Source organism: Enterococcus malodoratus (assembly GCF_027659535.1).
Taxonomy (GTDB): Bacteria; Bacillota; Bacilli; order Lactobacillales; family Enterococcaceae; genus Enterococcus_A; species Enterococcus_A malodoratus.
This window is the reverse complement of record NZ_JAQDPG010000001.1, coordinates 1-21,576: the sequence shown is the minus strand read 5'-3', so window position 1 is coordinate 21,576 and position 21,576 is coordinate 1. Positions and strand designations below refer to the sequence as shown.

Genomic DNA, 21,576 nt, shown 5'->3' with positions numbered 1-21,576 from the left:
TCTAATATTTTTTATTTTAATAACACATGTTTCAAAATATAGCTTAGTCCCCTCGCAGTGATTTAGCAAAATTAATGCTTTGTGAGCCTTATTATTTACTCAAAAAAATAGTAAAAACTCCCATCATTTGAAGGTTTTTCGCTATTTGTTAATTTTTTATAAAGTTTTCATATTGTTTATTGCTTTAAGTTTGAACTTGTAATCACATGAGCGTTTGATTGTTCATTTTCTGAAAATTGAACTACCCTTATAGTAGACGAATAAAAAAGGACGGATATAGATGAAATTGGTAGCAGTAGATCTTGATGGTACCTTGTTAAATAAAGAAGGTCGTGTTTCTGAAGAAAATGCTTGGGCATTAAAAGAATTTGATCGTCAAGGAGGCACGGTTGCTCTAGCGACTGGACGGTCTATCCAATCGGCGAAGGAAGTTTTCGAAACACTGAATCTTAGCGGTTATACCTTAGCTTCTAATGGCGCCTATGTTGCGAAAATCGAAAATGGCGAAATCAAAGAAGTCTTGAAAAGCTATACGATCCTGCCAGATACAGTGAAAACTGCACTTTCCCTTGCAATGAAAACAGAGGTCACGGTCGTAGCCAGCCGTGCGACCCAAGATGACCGAATTTCCTTCGCACAGGATAAAAACGAAGTCAACAGTCCCTACTATGCGCAATTCAATCTAAAAGAATCAAAAGCAGACGACCTGTGGGAAGAGCTTGAAAAAGAAGCGATCAGCTATTTCAAGCTGGCTTTTACAGACAAAGATACTAGTAAGTTAGTCAAATTGCGCGCACAGCTGGAAAGAAAGCAAATCAATAGCTCCTACTCTGATAAATATTGGCTGGAGGTCATGGCTGAAGGAGTCAATAAAGGCGCGGCACTAAACTTTTTAACTAGCCATTTATCGATAGAGCTATCAGACGTTTTAGCTTTTGGCGACCAGGAGAACGATTTAGAAATGCTTACACTCAGCGGAAACAGTATCGCAATGGAAAATGCCGCACCGGCTGTAAAGAAAATTGCCGATCAGCTGACAAAATCAAACGAAGAATCCGGCGTTGCCTTCATCCTTAAAGAATATCTCGCTTAATTTTTAACAAAAAAGTCGTTGCCAGAAGTCAATCCGGCAACGACTTTATTCTTTATAGCTTAATACCTTTCGGTCATTTATCAACTGACATTTCCGACTATTTCTCCCATGAATAGCAATAAAACGCAGAACCTGCTCTGCCGATACTTCCAAAACAGTTTGCATCACATACCATTCGACCCCTTCTGTCAGCGGAGGCGTCGTCAAAGAACCTATATAGTGATAATAGCTTTTGTCTTTTGGAATCAATCCCTCAACGGAGAAGTTTCCCTCTCCCTTTCCTTGATCATATTGATTCAGCACGTGTTCGAAATCGGGGTTAAACTCTCCCACCTGATAAAACACGCCGATCACTCCCAGCTGTCCGCTGGGTGATTGAAAAAGAAAATGTCCTTCTAACGGAAAAATCGCCCCATTTAAGCGGTGCTCTGAATCCGCGTGAAAATGCATTTGGACAAAATTAAACAAGCGGTTGTTAAAGCTAGCTTGTCCGGCAGCTAGTAGTTGCAGGTTTTGTCCATTATTAAAAAAAGTAGCCGTTGTTTCCGAAAAATTTACTTCTATATTTGCAAGAGTATCATTGGTTTCAGTTTGAGATGTTTGGATATCAATGGGTGATTGGCGTTGTCCGCCTTGCGGTTCCCAATCACCTTGGTGGCAATAATCAATCAAAAATTCTGCTTTCATATGATCCCTCAATTACCTAAAATTTTTACAATGATATCATTTTCCAGAAATATTTTCCATCCATTTGCAAATATCATGAAAAACTGTAAGTTTTTGGGTTTCATTCAGCAGCTCATGCCGCGCATTTTCGTAGAGTTGAATCGTCACTTTTTTTACTCCAGCAGCTTGATAAGATTTCGCCGCTTTCATCACCCCTTTACCAAATTCACCGACTGGATCTTCCTTGCCAGACAAAAATAGTAAAGGCAAATTTTTAGGTACCTTCTGTAGTAATTCCGGTTGCTGAGAGCGGATGATCAATGAAAAAAGCTCATGATAGCCGCTTAACGTAAAGAGAAATCCGCAGTTCGGATCTGCTAAATAAGCATCGACTTCTTCAGTTAAGCTGCTCAGCCAATCTTTATCGGTTCGTTTATTGCTGATCTTGCGATTCATATTGCCGAAAGCCAATTGGTCGATCAGCTTGCTGGGGTGCTTCTCTCCTTGAATTTTGCTTAGTATTTTTGCTGCTTGTTGACCGAAACGGGTCAGCCAAACAGGCTGCTGCCCGGTTCCAACTAAAATAGCGCCATCGATCGCCTCACCGTACTCGTATAAATAATTGCGCAAGACAAATGATCCCATGCTATGACCTAAAATGAAGAATGGCAGATCAGGATAAGCGGTCTTTCCCCATTTTGTTACTTGATACAAATCTTGAACCAGTCCATGTTTTGTTCTTTCATCATGAAAATAGCCCTGCGGATTTTCTTGGACAGAAGCACCATGGCCTAGATGATCATGGCCAATCACCGCAATTTTTTGCTTATTTAAATAATCGGCAAGTCCCTCGTATCGTAATAGGTGTTCTGCCATACCGTGAGTCACTTGCAGAACCGCCCACGGGTTCTCGCAAGGCCAATGATAGCCTCTCAATACTGTATTTTGATCAACAGAAAGAATTTCAAATTTCTTCAATCGAATAGACCCCTTTCTAAAAAAGTTTTTATGTAAATCGTTCTTCGCTATGTAAATCCATCCTAAGTTGGATGTGTATTTATAAAAAGATGGTACACTATTAGTAAATGGGAGGGATGAAATATGTCTTGCTTAGGTAATATCATCTGGTTCATCTTTGGCGGCCTGATTGGCGGATTGACTTGGTGTCTTGCGGGAATCTTATGGTGTATCACAATCATCGGCATCCCAATCGGTTTGCAGTGTTTCAAATTTGCCAGTCTAAGTTTTGCCCCGTTCGGCAAAGATGTCGTCTACCATACAACGGGTGTAAATTTCATTGTCAATATTATTTGGTTGATTGTCTCTGGTGTACCGTTAGCACTTGGTCATTTAGCAAGCGCCGTCTTACTCTGCATCACGATTGTCGGTATTCCGTTTGCCGCGCAATCCTTGAAGCTTGCTCGTCTGGCATTAATGCCGTTTGGTGCTCAGATTGTTTCAATTCGTTAAAAAAAGAGGAATGACTGCTGTCTTCCTCTTTTTTCTATCCAAAAATCAAGTAAAGCAAACCTGCGACAATCAGTACTAAATTCAACGTTACTTGGATATTCACCATTAGCGGCGTCACATTTTTCTTCTTGCGACGGGCAAGATTGATAAAAATATTATAGGCGCCCACCAAAATAATAAATACTACTAATGCCATTAGATACAAAAAGCCACTCTCCTTTTTGTATGTAGTGTAACGTGAAAAAAATTTGTCAGCAAGCAAAGTCAAACAACTCTAATCCAATTGTTTGAAAAATGAACGCAGCTCCGCTTTTCGCCGTTCCGTCAATTCACGTTTAGGGATGTCTTGAATCGCTCCTTCTAAACCATATAACAAATGCAAGCATGCCCCGTCATCCACCAAATGGCGGATTTTCAAAAAAGCTGCCTCTGTCCCAAGTTCTCGCAGCTCCTCTGGCGTAACGACCCCTACTTGTGCCAATTTTTCTTCATTTACCACACCAATATTTTTCATTTCTGAGATTCTCATTGCCGTCTCCTTTTAGATATATTATACCTTAGAATGAAAGAGGAAACGACCGCTTTCATTAAAATTTGCGGAGAATTCCTTTTTTGTTGAATAAAAAGAGCAGGAAGATCAACAATCAAGTGATATAAATCACTAAATAAACCATTTTTTTCAATTTATTTAAGAAAGCTTTTTATGTAGCTCATTCTTTCACCTATTTCAATCTTTTTCATTCATTTGATCCATCCTTTAACGCCTTCCACCCTATTTAACTATTATCACAATGAATAGCTGAAAAATTAGCTTTTTCTCATTAATCTCATTTCGAACAGATTTCGTCATATATAAAAAAAAGTATCATTTTTATCGGAAATTTCTTTTCAAAATCTTTATCTAGATTTGAAAAGTAAAATATAACATAGGTAATTTTTAAAAAGAGGCGCTTTTTATGCTTTTTTTAGGTAAAAGCTTTATTTTTTACCATTTATTAGGTTATTATTTGTATTAAATGATATTCTAATCTATTATATAAGTCAGTGTGGTTATTTTTTATTAAATAAGAATGGGAGGAATTATTCATGCTAGGAATGGATAGAAACACGGTGCTAAAGATTCAAATCATTGAGATTTTAGATGGCTTACAAATGCCCATTTCTTTGAAGGAATTACAGGAACAAATTGGTTACGCCAGTCTTGGTACGATTCGTGTGAATTGCAAGGAATTACAAGCAATTATTGACGATCTTTATACAGGAAAAGACTATTCGTTGAAACTTCGTATGAATAATGGTCGCGGCATCCAATTGGACCGTTTCTCGACAAATCTCCAATCCTTGACAAGCTATTTGTACCAGCATGACCTCGCCTGTGAAATAATCCGCTCGATTTTAGCAAAACGGAAAATTTCTGCGATTCAGTTTTGCATGGACAATAATATCAGCGAATCAAAATTACGACGTAAAATCAAAGAAATCAATCAAGAGCTTTCAGATTATGATCTGTATATTTCCTGTTCGGCCAAAATTAGTTTAAAGGGACGCGAAGTTGATATTCGCCGTTTCTACTATATATTTGTTCGCGGCCTGTACCATCAATTCGCGCAAATAGATTGGATCAATACGGACAATTATTTTCTGCTGGCTCAACAAATAGAAGACTACTTAAAACTTATGAACAATCCAACTAATTTGGAAATGCTCAGTTTTTGGCTATTGATCACGAATCAATCACTTAGTAAAAAAGGCGTACTAGCGTTTAATAGCGCTGAAAAGGAATTGCTTGGCCGTTTCAAATATCCGAAAAAACCGGAATTCTTGAAAACCTGGGATGTGAAGGAATGGAGGTTCTTTCTTTATGCCATCTACAGTTCGCTCTTGAATGATTTTGAACTGCAGCCGAAAAACGGCTCTAGGGAACTTTTTTTTAATCAAGCTGTTTCTCGCTGGATAGATTATTTCTCCATTCATTTCAGGCCGCTGAATGGCCCCGAGCAAAAGTTTGTAACTCGAAAAGTAAAACAACATTACGCAGCATTGGCTTTCTTCCGCTTGAACGATCCCATGGTCGAACAGCTTAGCCGCAGCATCGCTTTACATAAGGTACGAACTCAATTTCCTTACTATTTCCGCCGCTTTGAGGCGTTTTGGCAGGACTTCACACAAGCCGTTCCTGAATACAATCGCAGACAATTACGACTGTATTCATTTTTAACTTGCGTCACCCTCTTCTCCTTAGAAAATTGTCTGCCCGAAATTTCTGTCTATGCTTTCTCTGAAAGCAGCGAGCTTTTCAGTATTTTTATTAAAGAGAAAATCAATTTGAATTTTAAGAATCGCTACCATTTAACTTTTGTTGAAAATCCGCGAGATGCCCAGCTGATCATTGGAACCTCTCCAACCTGCAAGAATTTTTTACATGATAGTCAAGAGGTCGTTATTATTCGCTCGAACATCACGAATACCGACTACAACGATATCGAAGCAATTCTTGAAAAGCTTGTAAAAAAAGATTTGGCACAATCGTCAAAATAAACAAAATACAGTTGAGATGTTGCGCAAAAACGGGTATCGTAGTATTTATTACAAGCAAAGAGGAGGCCGCTATGGTTTACGTTAGTGAAATGCATACTACCCCGCCAGCTGAATTTGGTTCTGAGTTAGAGGAAAAGACTTATGAGACGTTAGCAAAGTTGGAGATCCCTTTTTATCAAGTTGCTACCGGTGAAGCGTTAACGATGGAAGACTGTATCGACATCGATAACCGTTTAGGAATTGAAGTAGTAAAAACGATTTTCTTGTGTAATCAAAAGAAGACCAAGTTCTATCTGTACATTACACCGGCTGATTTCAAATTTGTCACAAAAGAGTTTGGTAAAAAAATGGAAATCCCTCGTGTATCGTTTGCCTCAGCCGACTTACTAAAGGAACGGCTTGGCGTCATCCCGGGAGCCGCAACAATCTTTGGGCTGTTAAAGGACCCTGAACATGAGATTCAATTAGTCTTTGATAAATCCGTCGCTGAACGCGAATGGTATGGCTGCAGTTCGGGTTCTGTAACGAACTATATGAAATTAAAGACGGCCGATTTATTTGAGAAATTTTTGCCCTATACTGGACACGAAGCAGTATTTATCGATTAAGCAAAAGACATGAAAAAAGTGTTAGGGGCCCCCTCCCCTAACACTTTTTTTGGACGTTTCTTGCTATTTGGAAAGTTCACCAAAAACGGATTTCTTTCCTACTTAAAACACTTTTTAACCCCCGACCCTAAATTGATACACGTTTTATCTATTTACCATCTCACAGTAACACAGCCGATTTCTTTCATTGGTCCGGTGATTTCTTTTCCGCAATCTGAACCAACTGCTTGAATCGCGAAGTAATAGGTTCCTCTTGATAGGCAAACTTGACTTAACGAGTAATCAAGATAATATCCTTTTCCAAAAGCGCCGTTCATATATCTCGCATAACGAACATCAATAGTCTTGTAGGCAGAGCCGTAACCACCACTGCTAGTTCTGCGGTAAACACGCACTTTCGTGTAGTCTAATGAATTTGGATTTTGAGTACCTAAGAAAATTTGTGCTCCATAGTAACGAGTTGGAATACAGCCGCATTTAAGAACATTTTTAATACAGCCATTCAATCCTTTACCAATTTCCTTTTTCTTAAGTGTTGTGGCACAGCTTGGTCCCCATTGAGGACTAACCCAGCTACTCCATTGACCATAATTTGCCTTCACCCAGTAATAATAAGTTGTACATTGGTTCAAGCAATCGTCAGTGTATGACATTTCTGAACCGTCTTGTTTACCGTTCACATTGATCGCAGTCGCGTTGTTAATGTTGTTCGTTGTGCTGCGGTACAATGTGTAGCTAGTTGCGTAGCGTGTTGACGCATTATCACTCTTCGTATTTGTCCATGTTACTTTGATGGCTCTTTCAGAAACAGCCGCTGCTTTAATACTTGGGTTCAATGTTGTTCCGCAAGTAGTAAATTTGCCGATGTTTGAACTGCCAACTGTTTCAATCGTATATGGACAAACTTTTGGACGTTTCACCATCACTTTGTAGCAATACGTGGTGTTGTGGTTCAACTTGATATCGTTATACGTTGTTTTTCCAGTTACTGTAGCGATTTCTTTGAAGTTTCCAGAATTGTAATCGTTACATTTGTTGGTTGCACGGAAAATCTTATATTCAGCATTGCTGCCTTTTGATTCCCAGCTAAGTTTTAACCAATGGTGTTGTGTTTCAGTCACACAAACATTCTTCACTGCATCCCATTTTTCTTTGTAGTTGTTTTGGTTGCAATGTTTGCCGCTATGTTTTTTGTCGCAGTCTTCATGGTGTTTCCAGTTATGGTTACAACCATGACCACTATGTTTTTCATCACAATCTGAACCATGCTGCCATTTGTTTTCGTTACAGTTTTTGCCGCTGTGGTTTTTATCACAGTTGTCGCCATGTTTCCAGTTGTTCGAGTTGCATCTTCTGCCGTTCTTATGGTTCTTGTCGCAATGTTCATCATGTTTGCCAGAATTATTGTTACAAGTACGGCCGCTATGTTTGCCATCGCATCCTGTTTTATGTTTCGATGACCCATAAGTTTGCACGGCCGCCGCTTCTTCGGCTGCTTCTTCAGCTGCTTCTTCCGTTGTTTCCTCAGTAGCCGCTTCGCTTGCTGCTGTTGGAACTGTTGGCGCTTCACTTGTTTTTGTAACAACATCTTGATTGGCTATTGGTCCAGCTGCATCTTGTTCCTTACCCTCGACAACAGCTGAGACTTTATAGTAGTAAAGAAAATCAGCCTTGATTGTGCCGTCTGTTTTGAGTTCTGTGTACGGATCAAGTGAATATGTTTCGTCGCCCTTCAACGTTTGAATATGTTCAAACTTTCCATCTTCCGTTTCCGACCGATAAACTTTGTAACTTTCAGCATTTTCTACTTTATCAAACCGAAGCTCTGTTGTTTGATGATTTTCATCATGCTTAACCGTCAGATTTCCTGGTACATTGTCATTTGCCGCAAATACTTCAGCTGGCACCCCTAACGAAGAAACAGTCATGATCAATAACGTTACCAACGACATGATCCCTTTTAACTTTTTCATTAAACTCTTTCTTTTCATTTCTTTCTCCTTTTCTGCTCTCACCCAAGTGCAAAAAATGCACAACAAATAAACCTACCCTAATTATTGAGACTACTACCTCGAAAGATAGTAGTCGTTTATTTTTGGAGATTGTTTTTGGCCAAAAACAGAAGTAGCGTCCCATATACCACCCCCCATCACGTACATACACATCGGTATGTCTGATTACAGGAATTGCTCTCTCAATCTTTCCCCGCCTCTAAGAAATGTGATCTTACAGGTATTTTCCTGTTACATCGAATATAACAATTATTGTGATATATATCCATATTTCATCAAAAAATAAAAAATATATTTGGATTATGACAAAAAGAATTTGCTAAATACCATATATTTTATAATTTTTTTAATAAATTAATTGGCAGTATCTTCTGCGAAAATCCACGATACATTATAAACCAAGCGGCCTTTTTTTAATACCCGATCAATTTTTGAACAAAAAAAAGATCATCAAAAAGTTGATGATCCTTTTCTTATATAATTATTATTTTTACTAATCCTTTATTGTCGATTGATTGATACAATCTTTTGCTGCAGACGGTCATAAACAACGACAAACTCCGCAACAGCCTTTTCTGACGTTGGCACACGGAAATAATAATCCGACTGTCCATCATTCGGTGTATTTGTATGATAAAAACCAGATAGATATGCGTGTGCTATATCTCCCCGAGTATCCTTGAATAGTTCAAAGAACCCGCTTGGATCTGTCATATTGATACTTTTTTCCAACGCCTTGAACTCCGTTTGGTTACTATCCATCCCGGCCTTCTTCATTTGGCGATACAATTGGGTATCCGTGCCTCGACGAACTAATTCTGTCCAAGCCGTCTCGAAATCGGCTGATTTATCAAGGTACGTATCATCCTTTGTAATTACAGATTTCACGTCGCTGCCATCTTCAGCCTTCAATTCATTCAACTCTTTGTCATTAAACCGCAAGCTTATAGTGTAATCATGTCTTGTCCCACCCGTATCCGTGAAGCTCCAGACTTGCCGTTGAGTCATCATCGGCTGGTCATTCACTAGCCGTTGGCCAAAACCAATCAGATTCACACTGACAAAACCACTCTCATCTGAACTGATCATCGGATAGATTTTTCGATAGAGATTAAAAATATTTTTACTGTCTTTAGCAGAGCCGTATATTTTTTCGATCGCCTCTGCCATCGCTTGGGAACTGGAAAAGCTGTTATTGTCCGCAAATGCCTTGTTTAAGGCCTCTGTTTTTTCAGTTTGTTCTTCCAATAATGTTTGATCATTGACATCTCTTAAAGCTAGTGTCTTTAATTTTGGCAATTCTTCTTTTTTCTTGCCTTTATCATCACTAGCGAAAACGCTGAAGGGAATCGTGAATTGGGGAAAATTCCCGCTTAAAACGATGCCGAAAGTCCCGACAAATAAAGCCGCCAGCACGCCCCAAAAGATCAACCATTTTTTTGATGTGTTCATAGGTCACCTCGTCTCCTCCTTATTGTGGCGACTAATTAAGCGAGCGTCAAGTATTTCTAGTGAATATCTGCCTATTTTTATGAAATAATCTAAATTTTTTCTTGGAAAAATATGAATATGATAGTTATTCTGATGATTTTCTATTACACTAGAAGAAATGATTTTATAAGGACAGGCGATAATGGCAAAGAGACAAGAACGACATCAAAGAAAAAAAGAAAATAAGGAAAAAGTTTCGCGAGTCAAAACACCCAGAGGAAAATTGGCGAAGTCTACCAAAATCTCTCTAAGTATTCTTGCGGCTATCCTTTTACTTGTAATTGCAGGTTCTATTTTCTTCTTCCAAAAATATGGCAAAGAAGTGACAGCAGCGATTGATGCGGGTGAAGAACATGCCGCAAAAATACAAGAGAGCGACTTCAAGCAATACCATCCAACGACGATTTTAGATAAAAATGGTCAAGTCATCAAGGAGCTTAAAACGCAGGAACGCGACTATCTGACTTATGACAAGATGGACCCGTTGGTTTCGCAGGCGTTAACTTCAATAGAAGATAAGCGATTTTATGAGCATCATGGTGTGGATACCCAGGGATTACTGACTGTGGCGCTGAATGCTGCTACCGGACGCGGCGTCCGCGGAGCGTCTACTATCACTCAGCAGTTAGTTAAAAATATTTACCTGACACCAGAAGTTTCGATCTCTCGTAAAATCGAAGAAATGGTTATGGCACAATCTTTAGAAAAGAAATTCACTAAACATCAAATCTTAGAATACTATTTGAACAATGTTTATTTCGGTCACGGAGCTTACGGAATCAATGCCGCGGCCAAAGTGTATTTTGGTAAATCGATCAACGATACGAGTCTTCTAGAAAAGGCTACCCTTGTTGGTATTACCAATAATCCCGGGATTTTCGATCCAACGACCAACAAAAAAAATGCGTTAAAACGTGCCAAATTGATCCTAAAAGAAATGAACGCGCAGGGATATATTACGAAAGAACAATATGACAAAGCTGTGAAGGATGATTTTAATGCCGAGGTTCATAGCAACGCTCTCAATAATCAATTAGACAACAACGAAGTGGCCTTAGCGGTCGATTCAACAACCAAAATTTTGATGGGGCAACAGGATTTCCGTTTCCAATATCAGTTTGATACGAAAGAAGAAGAAGATCGTTATAACGAAGAATACACCACCGCTTATAACAAAGTGTATCAACGAATCCTTTCTGGGGGGTATCAGATCAGCACGAACATCGATCCTGGATTGCATGATCAATTGCAGGGAATTCTCAGCAACGTAATGAATTCTTGGCAAGACCGCGGAGGCGAAAATAATTTCTATACTAAACAGGCAGCCTTAACAGTCATCGATAATCAAACCGGCGATGTTGTCGCAAGTGTCGGCGGTCGCGGCGAAGAAGGCAATCACTATAATCGGGCCTTTCTTTCCTATCGACAACCCGGTTCGGCGATCAAACCGCTGGTATCCTATGCTCCCGCTTATGAACGCGGCTTATTAGAATCCAGTGCCGTCTCAGATGATCGGCCAAACAATACGTATCCGAATAATGTCTATAATGGATCAAAAGGCAATTTGACCTTACGCAATGCTTTGGCGATTTCATCTAACGTCGTGGCGTACAAATTGGCTAGCGAGAATCGGGATGAATTGAAAGAGCCGATTTATCAGCCCTTGGCCCAAATGCAATTTACCGGACTAGATGTTGCGGATGATAATCCAATCATCGCGGTCGGCGGGATGACTTATGGGGCAACTACGCAGGAAATGGCCAGCGGGATCGCTACCTTAGTGAATCAAGGGAACTATCGAACACCTTTGAACATTCAAACCATCAAGCGTAAAGATAATGGCCAGGAAATTTTCACTCAAAACGATCTGGCTCAGCAAAAGGTTTACAGCGATGATGCTGCTTATTTAACAATTGATACCATGAAGGCTGTTCATCAAAATGCGGACGGAACCGCCGCGGGCTTAAGTTTGGCTCACAATCAATATTGGGCAGTCAAAACTGGGACGACTGATGAAGCGAAAGATTTGTGGACAGTCGGTGCCACACCGTATTATACGGTGGCAGTTTGGGCCGGTGATGACACGCCGCAACCGCAGGATAATGCCAGTGTCGGGCAAGCAACCAAAGAAATATTCAAACAAACAATGGATCTGTTAAACAACGGCAAAGAAGATGTCGATTTCCAAATGCCGTCTTCCGTACAAAAAGCCGGCGGACAATTAGTCACCCGCTCCAGCCAAACAAAACAAGTTTTGGCAACGCGAAAAAATGCTTTGCAAACAGCTACGGCAAGCATTGACACATTAGCTAAGCAAAAAGCCAATGAGCTGACTGCGGCGAAATTAAACACGCCGATGGTGGAAGAAGCTTCTACCTTCAGCAATCAATTGATCTCTGAACGAATCGATACGCTGAGTCAATTCGAACTCATCGTGACCGATACGCAAGACAATTGGCAGACATTCGACCAATATGCACAGCAAGTCTTCGCCTTAGTTCAGCAGGTCGAACCTTCTGGCGGTACACTTTCCGATCAATATACCAATGTTTATCGGAATAAAGAAGCCGAGTACGCTCACGAAAAGGCCGCTCGCGATTCTGCAATAAACACGGTCAAAGATCAAATCGACGATACGAAAAATCAAAGCAAAGATTTAGATAAACGAATCAATGATCTGAAGAAGCAGCTTGAAGAAAAAGATTAAAAAACAGTCGTCAATTGACGACTGTTTTGCTATAGAAAATGGGACAAAACAACTAAGTATTGAGGAGTGAAAATATGGAAGATTTATTCGAATTATTGACTGCAAAAGATACCAAAGAAGCGATGACCGCTTTCAAGCAATTGGAAGTCGAAGCCAGCACCGCACCTATTTATGCCGATGATTTAGCGTCATTCTTGCCTGCACTCAACACAAGCCGTTCTTGCGGACGCGGACGCACTTTCAAATTTTTTATGATCAATGCTCGCTGGGATTCACAGAAATTTATTGAGACCCATCTTGAAGAAATTCTGGCAGTCCTAGATGACTCAAAAGCACCCGTCGTTCGCCAATGTATCCCCTACTTGGCTCATTTAGCCCAAGCGAAGCCGGAATTAGTTCCAACGATCAAAACGAAGTTGGCCAACCTGGATTTGAGCCAATACAAAGAAAGTATGCGGAGTTTGATTGAACGTGATAGTGCAAAGCTTTTGGCAGAAATTGACTAATTCATCATTCATATCCCTTCATTGCGCTAACCTCTCGACGCAATGAAGGGATATATTTTTACTCACTCTAGATATAGCTCGAGAAAAGATTGGTAAAAAAATGAATCGCAAACGGTATGAAAAGTTGATTCGTTTTTCCATAGGACAATCCTAGGATCAAACCAGCACCTATATAAAGAATCCATTCAAAAAGATTTTGCGGCAAGTGAAACGATGCAAAGATCAAACTCGAAACAATGATTCCTATAATGAGCCGATTCTTAAAGACCACGCTCATAATACCTCCGCGAAAAACAACTTCCTCCATGATTGGCGTGCACACGCAAAAAATAAAAATCGATACTGCAAAGGGCAGGCCTTGCATCATTTGACTGAGCGTTTGTTCACTAGAAGCCATAGATTCACTATTTTTTGTTATAAGTGTAGCCATGCCTAAAATAAATAATAGTTTCACTAGACACCCCAAAACAATGACGCTGATCGTTTTCTTCACAGAAAAAGCTGGATTATATAATAGCACCTCCGATTTTTTTAATTGCCGTAATAATACAATGGAACTACCCGCTCCGAAAAGACAGATCAATAAACTTGATGAGCCTGAAAAATCTTTTGTTGCTGGATTATAAGAACTCTGAATCAGAAAAATCAACACCGTATACAGCAGCAAATAGGTTCCCGCCAAAACCAACATAGTCAAAATATTCGATAAACCTTCACTTGTTTTCTCTCTCATACCTTCTCCTTCTACAACTTAAATAGATAGTGCGATAAATAAAACAGCAATCATTTTAATAATAATCGGTACCTCTAGTCGTTTTGTTTTTGCATAGGAAATCCCCAAAACAGCATTCGTGGCAAAACATAGCAGCCAATCAAAAATATTTTCCGGCCGCACGAGCAAACAATAAATCAGACTGGACATGCAGACACCTAACAGCAAATGATCATTGAAAACCAAACCAATGATTCCACCGCGAAAAACGACCTCTTCCATAATTGGGGCAAAAACAAAGGAGAAGAGCACCATGATCAGCGGCGGTACATTCGTAAAAACTTGAGCTGCAAGTGGATTCATGGTCTTATCACTGATCAGGTGTTGATTCATGAGAACTATTTCGGCAAATAAAAGTGTCAACATTAAAAGCGTACAGAGAAACAGTATTCGTCCATTTTTCTTTGAAAAAAACTTCAAATCAAAAGAGAATAACTTTAAACTTTCGGAAAGCCGCAGCATCACAAATGAAGCAAACAGACTGAAAAAACACATCGCAAAGATTTCGATGACTGAGCAATTATGACTATTGTTTCCTTGAGCCGCCCACAAAAACATTGAAAAAAGTACAGAGAACAAGAGAACTAAGCCGCCCAATCCTAAACAAATCATGACATTCCAGAGCTTTTCAACTGTTTGATTTTTCATGACTCCTTTCACTTCCCTTTTTACTTTTATTGTACTCCTTTAAACAACACAAAAATCCCCAGATATTTGGTTTTTTGCCAAATATCTGGGGATACGCAATTACATTTGTACGATTGTTCCGCTAGTGCCTTTAACTGCTTCTGACGCTTGTTCCAATGAGGCAATGATGGCTTGTCGGCCTGCCTTTGATTCAGCGAAATCCATTGCGGCCTCGACTTTCGGCAGCATGCTGCCGGGTGCGAATTGTTTCTCTTCGATATATTTTTGCATATCCGCTACCGTTGTTGTTTCCAAGGCTTTTTGCTCTGGCGTGCCAAAGTTAACAAAGACATGATCAACCGCCGTTAAGATAATGAAGACATCCGCATCGATCAGTGCCGCCATTTTTGCTGCGGCAAAATCCTTATCGATTACAGCATCGACCCCTTTATAATGGGTCCCTTCATAAATTACCGGGATACCTCCTCCACCACAGGCGATTACGACTTGCCCCGCATCGACTAAGGTTTTTAAACTGATTTTTTCGTAGATATCGACCGGTTTTGGTGATGGCACTACCCGTCGCCAGCCGCGTCCTGCATCTTCTACGTATACATCATCACTTTCGGCCATCAATTTTTTCGCTTCTTCTTCGCTGTAATACCCGCCGATTGGTTTCGTTGGGTTGGCAAATGCCGGATCAGCAGGATCAACCACGACTTGTGTCAACATCGAGACAACTGGGATATCCCCCAAGCCGCGGGCTACCAATTCTTCATCAATGGCTTGCTGCAAGTGATACCCAATATAGCCTTGACTCATTGCCGTACACTCTGGAAACGGCATGGTATCTTCTGGTGTTTGGCTAGTTTCTTCAAACGCTAAACGAATCTTCCCAACTTGCGGTCCATTTCCGTGAGCGATCACAACATGATGCCCCGCAGTAATTAAATCCGCAATTGATTTCGCCGCTAATTCGGCTTTAGTTAACTGTTCATTCGCGGAATTGCCCAAAGCATTTCCGCCTAATGCGATAACGATTTTTGACATGAGCGTCTCCTATCTTTGTGGTTGTTGTTGTGTGATACAGTGAATATTTCCGCCACCGTAGACGATTTCTACAGTATTAACACCCACAATTTCTCTATCTGGGAAAATCATTTCTAATTGTTCAAGCGCTAATGCATCATTCTTATCGCCATATTGCGGAACGATCACACCGTTATTCGTAATCAAGAAGTTCATGTATGAAGCGATACAAATATCGCCATCTTCCCGCGGCATCGTTCCTTCCACGTAGTCGATCTTGAAGTTGCCGTCGATCGTTACATTTTCGATCGGGCAGCAAATTTTATGAACTTTTAGTTTACGGCCTTTCGCATCCGTCATTTCATTTAAACGTTTGTACGCATCTTGAGCCGCTTCATAGAATGGGCTGTCTTTATCTTCTGTATAGATACATGCAACCTCACCAGGTCGAACGAAACATGCCACATCATCCACGTGTCCATTCGTTTCTTCTGGATCAATCCCATCGCCTAACCAAAGGACTTTTTCACAATTCAAGTAATCGCATAATTTTTGTTCGATTTCTTCTTTTGTCATGTGAGGATTGCGCCCTTCACTTAACAAGCACATTTCTGTTACTAAAACAGTGCCTTCTCCATCAACGTGGAAAGATCCGCCTTCTAAAATAAAATCATCCGTGCGATAAGAATCTACATGTTCAATCTCACAAATTTTCTGTGCGACTAAATCGTCTTGATCCCATGGGAAATACAATCCGTCAACAAGACCGCCCCAAGCGTTGAAGCCCCAGTCATTTCCGCGTAATTCGCCTTTATCATTGATCACAAAACTTGGGCCGCAATCGCGAATCCAAGCATCGTCATTCGACATTTCATAAACAGTGATATCTTCTGGTAATTGACGACGACAGTTTTGGAATTGTTGTTGTGAAACTACCACATTCATTGGTGTAAATTTGCTGATCGCTTTAGCAACCTCAGTGAAAGCTTCTTGTGCTGGTTTCCCGCCATCGCGCCAGTTATCTGGACGTTCAGGCCAAATCATCCAAACTTTCTCTTGTGGTTCGTACTCGCCGGGCATTCTAAATCCGTCTTGTTTCGGTGTTGTCTTTTCAATTCTTTTCGCCATGATAAATTACTCCCTCTTTTTTGATTTTTTTCACCCATATAATCCCTTCACCAAATACGGTGAAGACGACAGCTCCGATCGTGATCGGCAGTTGTTCACTTAGTGTCGCAGGGTCAAACTGCAACGGTAATGCTGTAAAGATCAATGAAATGACGATCATAATCATTGGCAGCGCAACCAAAACTTTCAAGAAAGCATCGCTTCCGCCAACTTTGAATGGTCGTGGTGTATCTGGATCGATTTTTCTTAATTTGTAGAAAGCTGGGAATACTGGTACATAAGACATTAAGAACATTACTAGGTTCAATGAGAAGAACGCCCAGAATAAATCCTGATTTGGTAAAATCGGCGCAATCACTACGACGACAGTCGCAACGATCCCATTCATAATCGCGGCCCCAATCGGCATTTCGTATTTCCCGCCGCGTTTTGCGAAAAATTTCGGCATATCGCCATTTTCAGCCGCATAGCAGGCCGTATTGTTCACACCAAGCGACCAAGAAATCATGTTGCCGAATAATGTCAGCAAGAACAAGAACGCCATCAAGATAATAAACCAGCCGCCAGTTGAACCAGTCAATAGTTTAAAGCTGTCCATCAGTCCGCTTCCGGTACTGATTTGATCCGTTGGAATCGCTACACCGATCCCGAATGCTGAGAAGATGTAGATTGCCGCGATTACGATACCGCCGACAATGATCGATTGTGGAATTTGTTTCTTAGGATTTTCCATATCATCCGCGAAAGTACAAATAACTTCGAAACCTAATAAGTTAAAAATGATAACCGAAATAAAGGATAAACTATTTAAATCTAAACTTGGCAGCATCGATGACAAGGTAAACTCATTAGCTACACCTTTCGTAACAGCGGTGTAAACACCTAATCCGCCGATCAAAATGGCCAAGATCATTTTAATGACAGCCGCACCATTTAGAATCCATACACTGTCACTGACTGGATAAAAACTGATCCAAACAATTACCCAAATAAACACTAATTCAATCAAAATAGCTGGTAATGTTGAGAATTCAACCCCTGTGATCGTTGTTAACAGATCGGGACAAACAACTGCCAGCGAAGCCAACCATAACGGATAATTGATCCAGTAGTACCACGAAACACGTGACCCCCAGCGATGTCCAAAGGCCTGTGTCACCCAGTCATAGATCCCGCCATCGCCAATATATGTTGTGCCTAATTCTGAAGACATTAAGCCGTATGGCAAAAGGAACGCGATCAGCAGGAAGATCCACCAAAAAAATTGTGAATTTCCAATCGCCGCAACCGGCGCCGCTGCCTCTGCCACGAACACGACACAGATAACGGATAATATTGCACTCATCAAACTAAACTTCTTCTTTTTTTCTCCCATTGTTTTCTTCCTTTCCGGTACAAGGGAAACAGGGATTGAGGATTGCCTCAACCCCCGAATGGAAATAATCCTGATTGGTTTTATTGCAGCAGATCATTTCCGTCCTCACCTCTGGGGTCTATAGCGCTTTGCCTAAAAAGACTTCCAAATCTGCTTTTGCTTCTGCTTTTTTCTTTTCATCGATTGGATTCTTCTCTGCATAATCGTGCATCAAGTAAACTAATAGGCCGCGAATCGATGTCAAACGATTTTCTGCTTCATCGAAACAAATCGAGTTTGGTCCATCCATTACTTCATCTGTTACTTCTTCACCACGGCTTGCAGGCAGGCAGTGCATGAATTTCGCATTGGCTCCGGCACGTTTCATCAATTCGTCATTTACTTGGTATTTCGGATAGAAAGTGCTCATGCGTTCTTCCTCTGATAATTCGGCTTCATACAATCCGTACCAAACATCAGTGTAAACAAAGTCTGAGCCTTCGATTGATTCGATTTGATCAGAAACCGTATATGAACCGCCTGAATCTTTACAGATCGCATCTAATCTTGCACGATGATCATCGTTTAATTGGAACCCTTCAGGACCGAATTGTACAAATTCCATACCCATTTTTGTTGCGACTAAACCTAATGAGAAACATACTTGTGTCGCATCACCAATGAAGGAAACTTTACAGTCTTCGATTTTCTTGCCTTCCGGCAGATGTTCGATCATTGTACAAAGATCGCCTAATTCTTGCGTTGGATGGTTAAAATCTGACATGCCGTTGATAACTGGAATGGTTGCGTTGTTGGATAAGTCATACACACTGTGGTGACGTTCAACCCGTGCCATCAAGATATCGACTAAACGAGATAGTACACGACTTGTATCTTCAATTGTTTCGTGTCCGCCTAATTGGATTTGACCAGGTGCCAAATATTCTGCGTGTCCGCCTAATTGCGTCATCGCTGTTTCAAATGAAACCCGTGTTCTAGTAGAAGATTGCTGGAAGATCATGCCTAACACTTTATCTTTTAATAATGGCGGATAAAAACCGTTCTTAATAGAAGCTTTGATTTTCAATGATAAATCGACGATGTATTGAATCTCCTCCCGTGTGTAATTTTCTGTTGTAATGAAATCTCTTTTTGTCATGTTGACGCCTCCTAAGTAATTTGTTTGCTTTTGCATCTTTACCTTAGGATAAAAAGCTCTAGTTTACGATAAGCTAAAGGATGTAAACGCTATCATTTGCGTAATTCACCATTACATAGATGGTTTATTTTTAGATGTAAACCTTTTATTTTTCAAGGGTTTAGAAAAGTTTAGGGAAAAGTTTAGCGTATTTTGGAACGAAGAGGGAATAAATGGTGTTATACTTAGAGTGAAAAACAGGAATCTTGATTCTAAAATGAAAGGGGATTCAATATGATAGCTATCTTCGTTTACAATATTCTTTTGATCATTCTTTATTCCATCACCATGGCGTTTGCTATAAATTCCTATCTAAAAGAAAAAAACAAAGTGTTTCTGCTGATCAGTTTCTATCTAGCCTTCTTCATTTTTGACAACATCATTATTTATATGACCGAATTCATCAATTCCTTTGCCCAAAGTTATGACCAAGCATTTATGAGTGCCCCTGCGGTTAAGACCATCATCTTTATGGGAAATGCCTTCTTCTCCGCTTCCATCATTGCCGAACTGCGTAAAGAAAAACTCAAACCGTTCCACTATGGCCTGCTCATTGCTTTAGCCGTTTGGATGGTCTCTATTCCATTATTAGAAAATTCAGCCTTCAAAGTTTGGCTCTATTATTTAGGAAATCAAATTTTTCTCCTTTATTTGGGCTTTTATTGTTGGCGAGGAACTAAAAAAGAGTTGCCCGATTTAAATAAAGGCTATCTAAAAAAATTAGCGATCATCAATTTTCTGTTTAGTATTCTGATCGTCCTAGAGGATAGCTTTGTAATCTTCAATGTTGACCAATACAGCTCTTTAACGACCAAAATATATAATCGGAGCATCTCTGAAGACATTTTTTCTATTACCGTTTGCCTGCTGCTCTTCCACTTCTTTTTAAAAGAGCGGCAAATTTCTGAAGAGGAAAGCCCTGAAGAGCAAGAAGAATCAATCATGATTCAAAGATTTTGTCATGCTCACCAATTCACGCAAAGGGAAACTGAAGTTTTTGAACTGCTGATGTTCCATCGAACCAATCAAGAAATCGCCGATCAGCTCTTCCTTTCTCTTGGAACAGTCAAGACCCACGTACACAATATTTTTATTAAACTTGATATCAAGAAGCGCACACAGATTTTTCCGCTTTTTGAAGACTATCAAGCCTCCTCCAGTGAAAAAATGACATTAAAAAAGAGCAACGATTTTTCATAAAAAATCGTTGCTCTTTTTTTAATTGTCATCTGGGTGATGTTCATCGGATGAAGATGAACTAGAGCTTGATGAACTAGATGATCGTGAAGAATCCGATTCACGTGAACGAGAATCAGACTCCGCTTTTTTACGGGAAGATTCGTCCTTCTCACTATTATCAATAGAATCCAATATCTCTTTATAGGAGTCATATGTCTCCTGTTTTTCAGCTAAATCTTTTTTCAACTCTGTTAGTTCTTTGTTACGTTCTGATAATGCTTTGGCTTGGCGCTCCTGATAACTCTTTTCTGCCGCTGCCATTGAAGCATCACTCTGCTGAATCTGTGAAGCAAAACTATCATTTTCGTTTGCTAGCTGGTTTTTGACCGGAGCCAATTTATCCAACAACTGTCCTTTAAATTTACCATCTGGCAAGACCGCCAATGTTTTAACCCCTGCCAAATAGTCGGTTAAGGTCAAACTAGTTCCTTTATTTACTAAATTCGTCACATCACTCTCAGCATTAGCGAAATCTTTTGATTGTGTCTCTGCTATGCCCAAAAGCATGCTGATATCTTGGCCCCAGTCCTTATCCTTCGCAGGACTTTCACCCAACTCTTCCTTCAACGCCTTAATCTTGTTCTCCTCAGGATCTTTTAAAATAGGGCGAGCAGACAAGTCTAACCCGTTTAATACGTCGCTTTCAAACAGATCATTCAGCCCAACTTGAATTTCAAAATTCTTTTTGGCTTGATCAATGTCTTCTAATGTTTGGCTTTCTCCCCGTTGATTCTTCACCTCAGAGGCTAAGTCATCAAAAGCCTCCGCCGAGATATCCGCTTTAAAATAGCCCGACTTTTGATCCTCATAAAGATCCGTAAGACGATCATTCAGGACTTTCTTGTTCTCTTTCTCTGACTGGATCACTTTTTCTTGATAGATGTGGTAGCTGGCAAAACTTACTGCGCCAAACACAACCAGTCCTAATAACACCCAACCGATTGTTTTTTTGTTCAAACCGGCTCCTCCTTATTCGTTTTTAAGTATCTATTTTTCAAAAAACAAAAAATAGATTTTATTCTCATTCTCATGCCGTATACCATTCTACTAGTATCGGTCACTTTTATTTACTTCAACCTTTTTTTTGAGCTTATCACTGAACGAACTGCCAAAAGTTGAACTGGCATCCTTATTCGTT

20 protein-coding genes are annotated in these 21,576 nt (G+C 40.1%); 7 read left to right on the top strand and 13 right to left on the bottom strand.

Annotated features, from left to right (window positions below; all coding sequences use genetic code 11):
* The first annotated feature begins 280 nt into the window (after positions 1–280).
* A complete protein-coding gene (locus tag PGP85_RS00100) occupies positions 281–1,093 on the top strand; it encodes a Cof-type HAD-IIB family hydrolase (protein WP_010741749.1) in 813 nt (270 codons plus the stop codon).
* Positions 1,094–1,138: 45 nt separating this feature from the next.
* Here PGP85_RS00100 and PGP85_RS00095 read toward each other — a convergent pair whose 3' ends face one another.
* Both PGP85_RS00095 and PGP85_RS00090 read right to left on the bottom strand, forming a co-directional pair.
* Positions 1,139–1,780 (bottom strand): carbonic anhydrase family protein, encoded by a 642-nt coding sequence (locus PGP85_RS00095; RefSeq protein ID WP_010741748.1) that lies wholly within the window; start codon positions 1,778–1,780, stop codon positions 1,139–1,141.
* 36 nt (positions 1,781–1,816) lie between these two features.
* Positions 1,817–2,737 carry an alpha/beta fold hydrolase gene (locus PGP85_RS00090; protein WP_010741747.1) on the bottom strand — a complete coding sequence of 307 codons (921 nt, stop codon included), beginning with the start codon at positions 2,735–2,737 and terminating at the stop codon, positions 1,817–1,819.
* Between the two features lie 123 nt (positions 2,738–2,860).
* Here PGP85_RS00090 and PGP85_RS00085 point away from each other — a divergent pair, with 123 nt between their 5' ends.
* Complete coding sequence (locus PGP85_RS00085) at positions 2,861–3,229, top strand: YccF domain-containing protein (protein ID WP_010741746.1); 369 nt, start codon at positions 2,861–2,863, stop codon at positions 3,227–3,229.
* A 34-nt stretch (positions 3,230–3,263) separates the two neighbouring features.
* Here PGP85_RS00085 and PGP85_RS00080 read toward each other — a convergent pair whose 3' ends face one another.
* Together PGP85_RS00080 and PGP85_RS00075 are read right to left on the bottom strand one after the other, a co-directional pair.
* Entirely contained in the window at positions 3,264–3,434 is a 171-nt protein-coding gene (locus tag PGP85_RS00080) for a hypothetical protein (protein ID WP_010741745.1), read from the bottom strand.
* A 69-nt stretch (positions 3,435–3,503) separates the two neighbouring features.
* A complete protein-coding gene (locus PGP85_RS00075) occupies positions 3,504–3,758 on the bottom strand; it encodes a TfoX/Sxy family DNA transformation protein (RefSeq protein ID WP_010741744.1) in 255 nt (84 codons plus the stop codon).
* Positions 3,759–4,315: 557 nt separating this feature from the next.
* Here PGP85_RS00075 and PGP85_RS00070 point away from each other — a divergent pair.
* Together PGP85_RS00070 and PGP85_RS00065 are read left to right on the top strand one after the other, a co-directional pair.
* Positions 4,316–5,767 carry a helix-turn-helix domain-containing protein gene (locus PGP85_RS00070; protein WP_010741743.1) on the top strand — a complete coding sequence of 484 codons (1,452 nt, stop codon included), beginning with the start codon at positions 4,316–4,318 and terminating at the stop codon, positions 5,765–5,767.
* 71 nt (positions 5,768–5,838) lie between these two features.
* Positions 5,839–6,375 (top strand): prolyl-tRNA synthetase associated domain-containing protein, encoded by a 537-nt coding sequence (locus tag PGP85_RS00065; protein ID WP_010741742.1) that lies wholly within the window; start codon positions 5,839–5,841, stop codon positions 6,373–6,375.
* Between the two features lie 152 nt (positions 6,376–6,527).
* Here PGP85_RS00065 and PGP85_RS00060 read toward each other — a convergent pair whose 3' ends face one another.
* Positions 6,528–8,366: a fibronectin type III domain-containing protein gene (locus tag PGP85_RS00060; RefSeq protein ID WP_010741741.1), complete on the bottom strand. Its 1,839-nt coding sequence runs from the start codon at positions 8,364–8,366 to the stop codon at positions 6,528–6,530.
* A gap of 522 nt (positions 8,367–8,888) precedes the next feature.
* Positions 8,889–9,839, bottom strand: coding sequence for a hypothetical protein (locus PGP85_RS00055; RefSeq protein ID WP_010741740.1), 951 nt, complete (start codon positions 9,837–9,839; stop codon positions 8,889–8,891).
* A 181-nt stretch (positions 9,840–10,020) separates the two neighbouring features.
* Here PGP85_RS00055 and PGP85_RS00050 point away from each other — a divergent pair, with 181 nt between their 5' ends.
* Both PGP85_RS00050 and PGP85_RS00045 read left to right on the top strand, forming a co-directional pair.
* Entirely contained in the window at positions 10,021–12,585 is a 2,565-nt protein-coding gene (locus tag PGP85_RS00050) for a transglycosylase domain-containing protein (protein ID WP_010741739.1), read from the top strand.
* A gap of 74 nt (positions 12,586–12,659) precedes the next feature.
* Positions 12,660–13,091, top strand: coding sequence for a hypothetical protein (locus tag PGP85_RS00045; protein ID WP_010741738.1), 432 nt, complete (start codon positions 12,660–12,662; stop codon positions 13,089–13,091).
* Between the two features lie 67 nt (positions 13,092–13,158).
* Here the strand turns inward: PGP85_RS00045 and PGP85_RS00040 are convergent, their stop codons facing one another.
* The 6 genes from PGP85_RS00040 to ptcA form a co-directional block, all read right to left on the bottom strand.
* Positions 13,159–13,824 carry a CPBP family intramembrane glutamic endopeptidase gene (locus PGP85_RS00040; protein ID WP_010741737.1) on the bottom strand — a complete coding sequence of 222 codons (666 nt, stop codon included), beginning with the start codon at positions 13,822–13,824 and terminating at the stop codon, positions 13,159–13,161.
* An 18-nt stretch (positions 13,825–13,842) separates the two neighbouring features.
* On the bottom strand, positions 13,843–14,511 hold the full coding sequence (locus PGP85_RS00035; protein ID WP_010741736.1) for a CPBP family intramembrane glutamic endopeptidase: 669 nt from the start codon (positions 14,509–14,511) through the stop codon (positions 13,843–13,845).
* Positions 14,512–14,610: 99 nt separating this feature from the next.
* Complete coding sequence (gene arcC, locus PGP85_RS00030) at positions 14,611–15,540, bottom strand: carbamate kinase (protein WP_010741735.1); 930 nt, start codon at positions 15,538–15,540, stop codon at positions 14,611–14,613.
* 9 nt (positions 15,541–15,549) lie between these two features.
* A complete protein-coding gene (gene aguA / locus PGP85_RS00025) occupies positions 15,550–16,647 on the bottom strand; it encodes an agmatine deiminase (RefSeq protein ID WP_010741734.1) in 1,098 nt (365 codons plus the stop codon).
* The gene (locus tag PGP85_RS00020) at positions 16,631–18,022 is read right to left on the bottom strand and encodes an APC family permease (RefSeq protein WP_270325491.1); all 1,392 of its coding nucleotides are present in this window, start codon (positions 18,020–18,022) and stop codon (positions 16,631–16,633) included. Before PGP85_RS00020 ends, aguA begins: the two co-directional genes overlap by 17 nt.
* Before the next feature lie 118 nt (positions 18,023–18,140).
* Entirely contained in the window at positions 18,141–19,160 is a 1,020-nt protein-coding gene (gene ptcA, locus PGP85_RS00015; protein ID WP_010741732.1) for a putrescine carbamoyltransferase, read from the bottom strand.
* Between the two features lie 273 nt (positions 19,161–19,433).
* Here ptcA and PGP85_RS00010 point away from each other — a divergent pair, with 273 nt between their 5' ends.
* Positions 19,434–20,399, top strand: a complete 966-nt coding sequence (locus PGP85_RS00010) for a response regulator transcription factor (protein WP_010741731.1) — start codon at positions 19,434–19,436, stop codon at positions 20,397–20,399.
* An 18-nt stretch (positions 20,400–20,417) separates the two neighbouring features.
* On the opposite strand, the gene PGP85_RS00005 is transcribed toward PGP85_RS00010, so the two are convergent.
* The gene (locus PGP85_RS00005; protein ID WP_010741730.1) at positions 20,418–21,395 is read right to left on the bottom strand and encodes a hypothetical protein; all 978 of its coding nucleotides are present in this window, start codon (positions 21,393–21,395) and stop codon (positions 20,418–20,420) included.
* Positions 21,396–21,576: the final 181 nt, after the last annotated feature.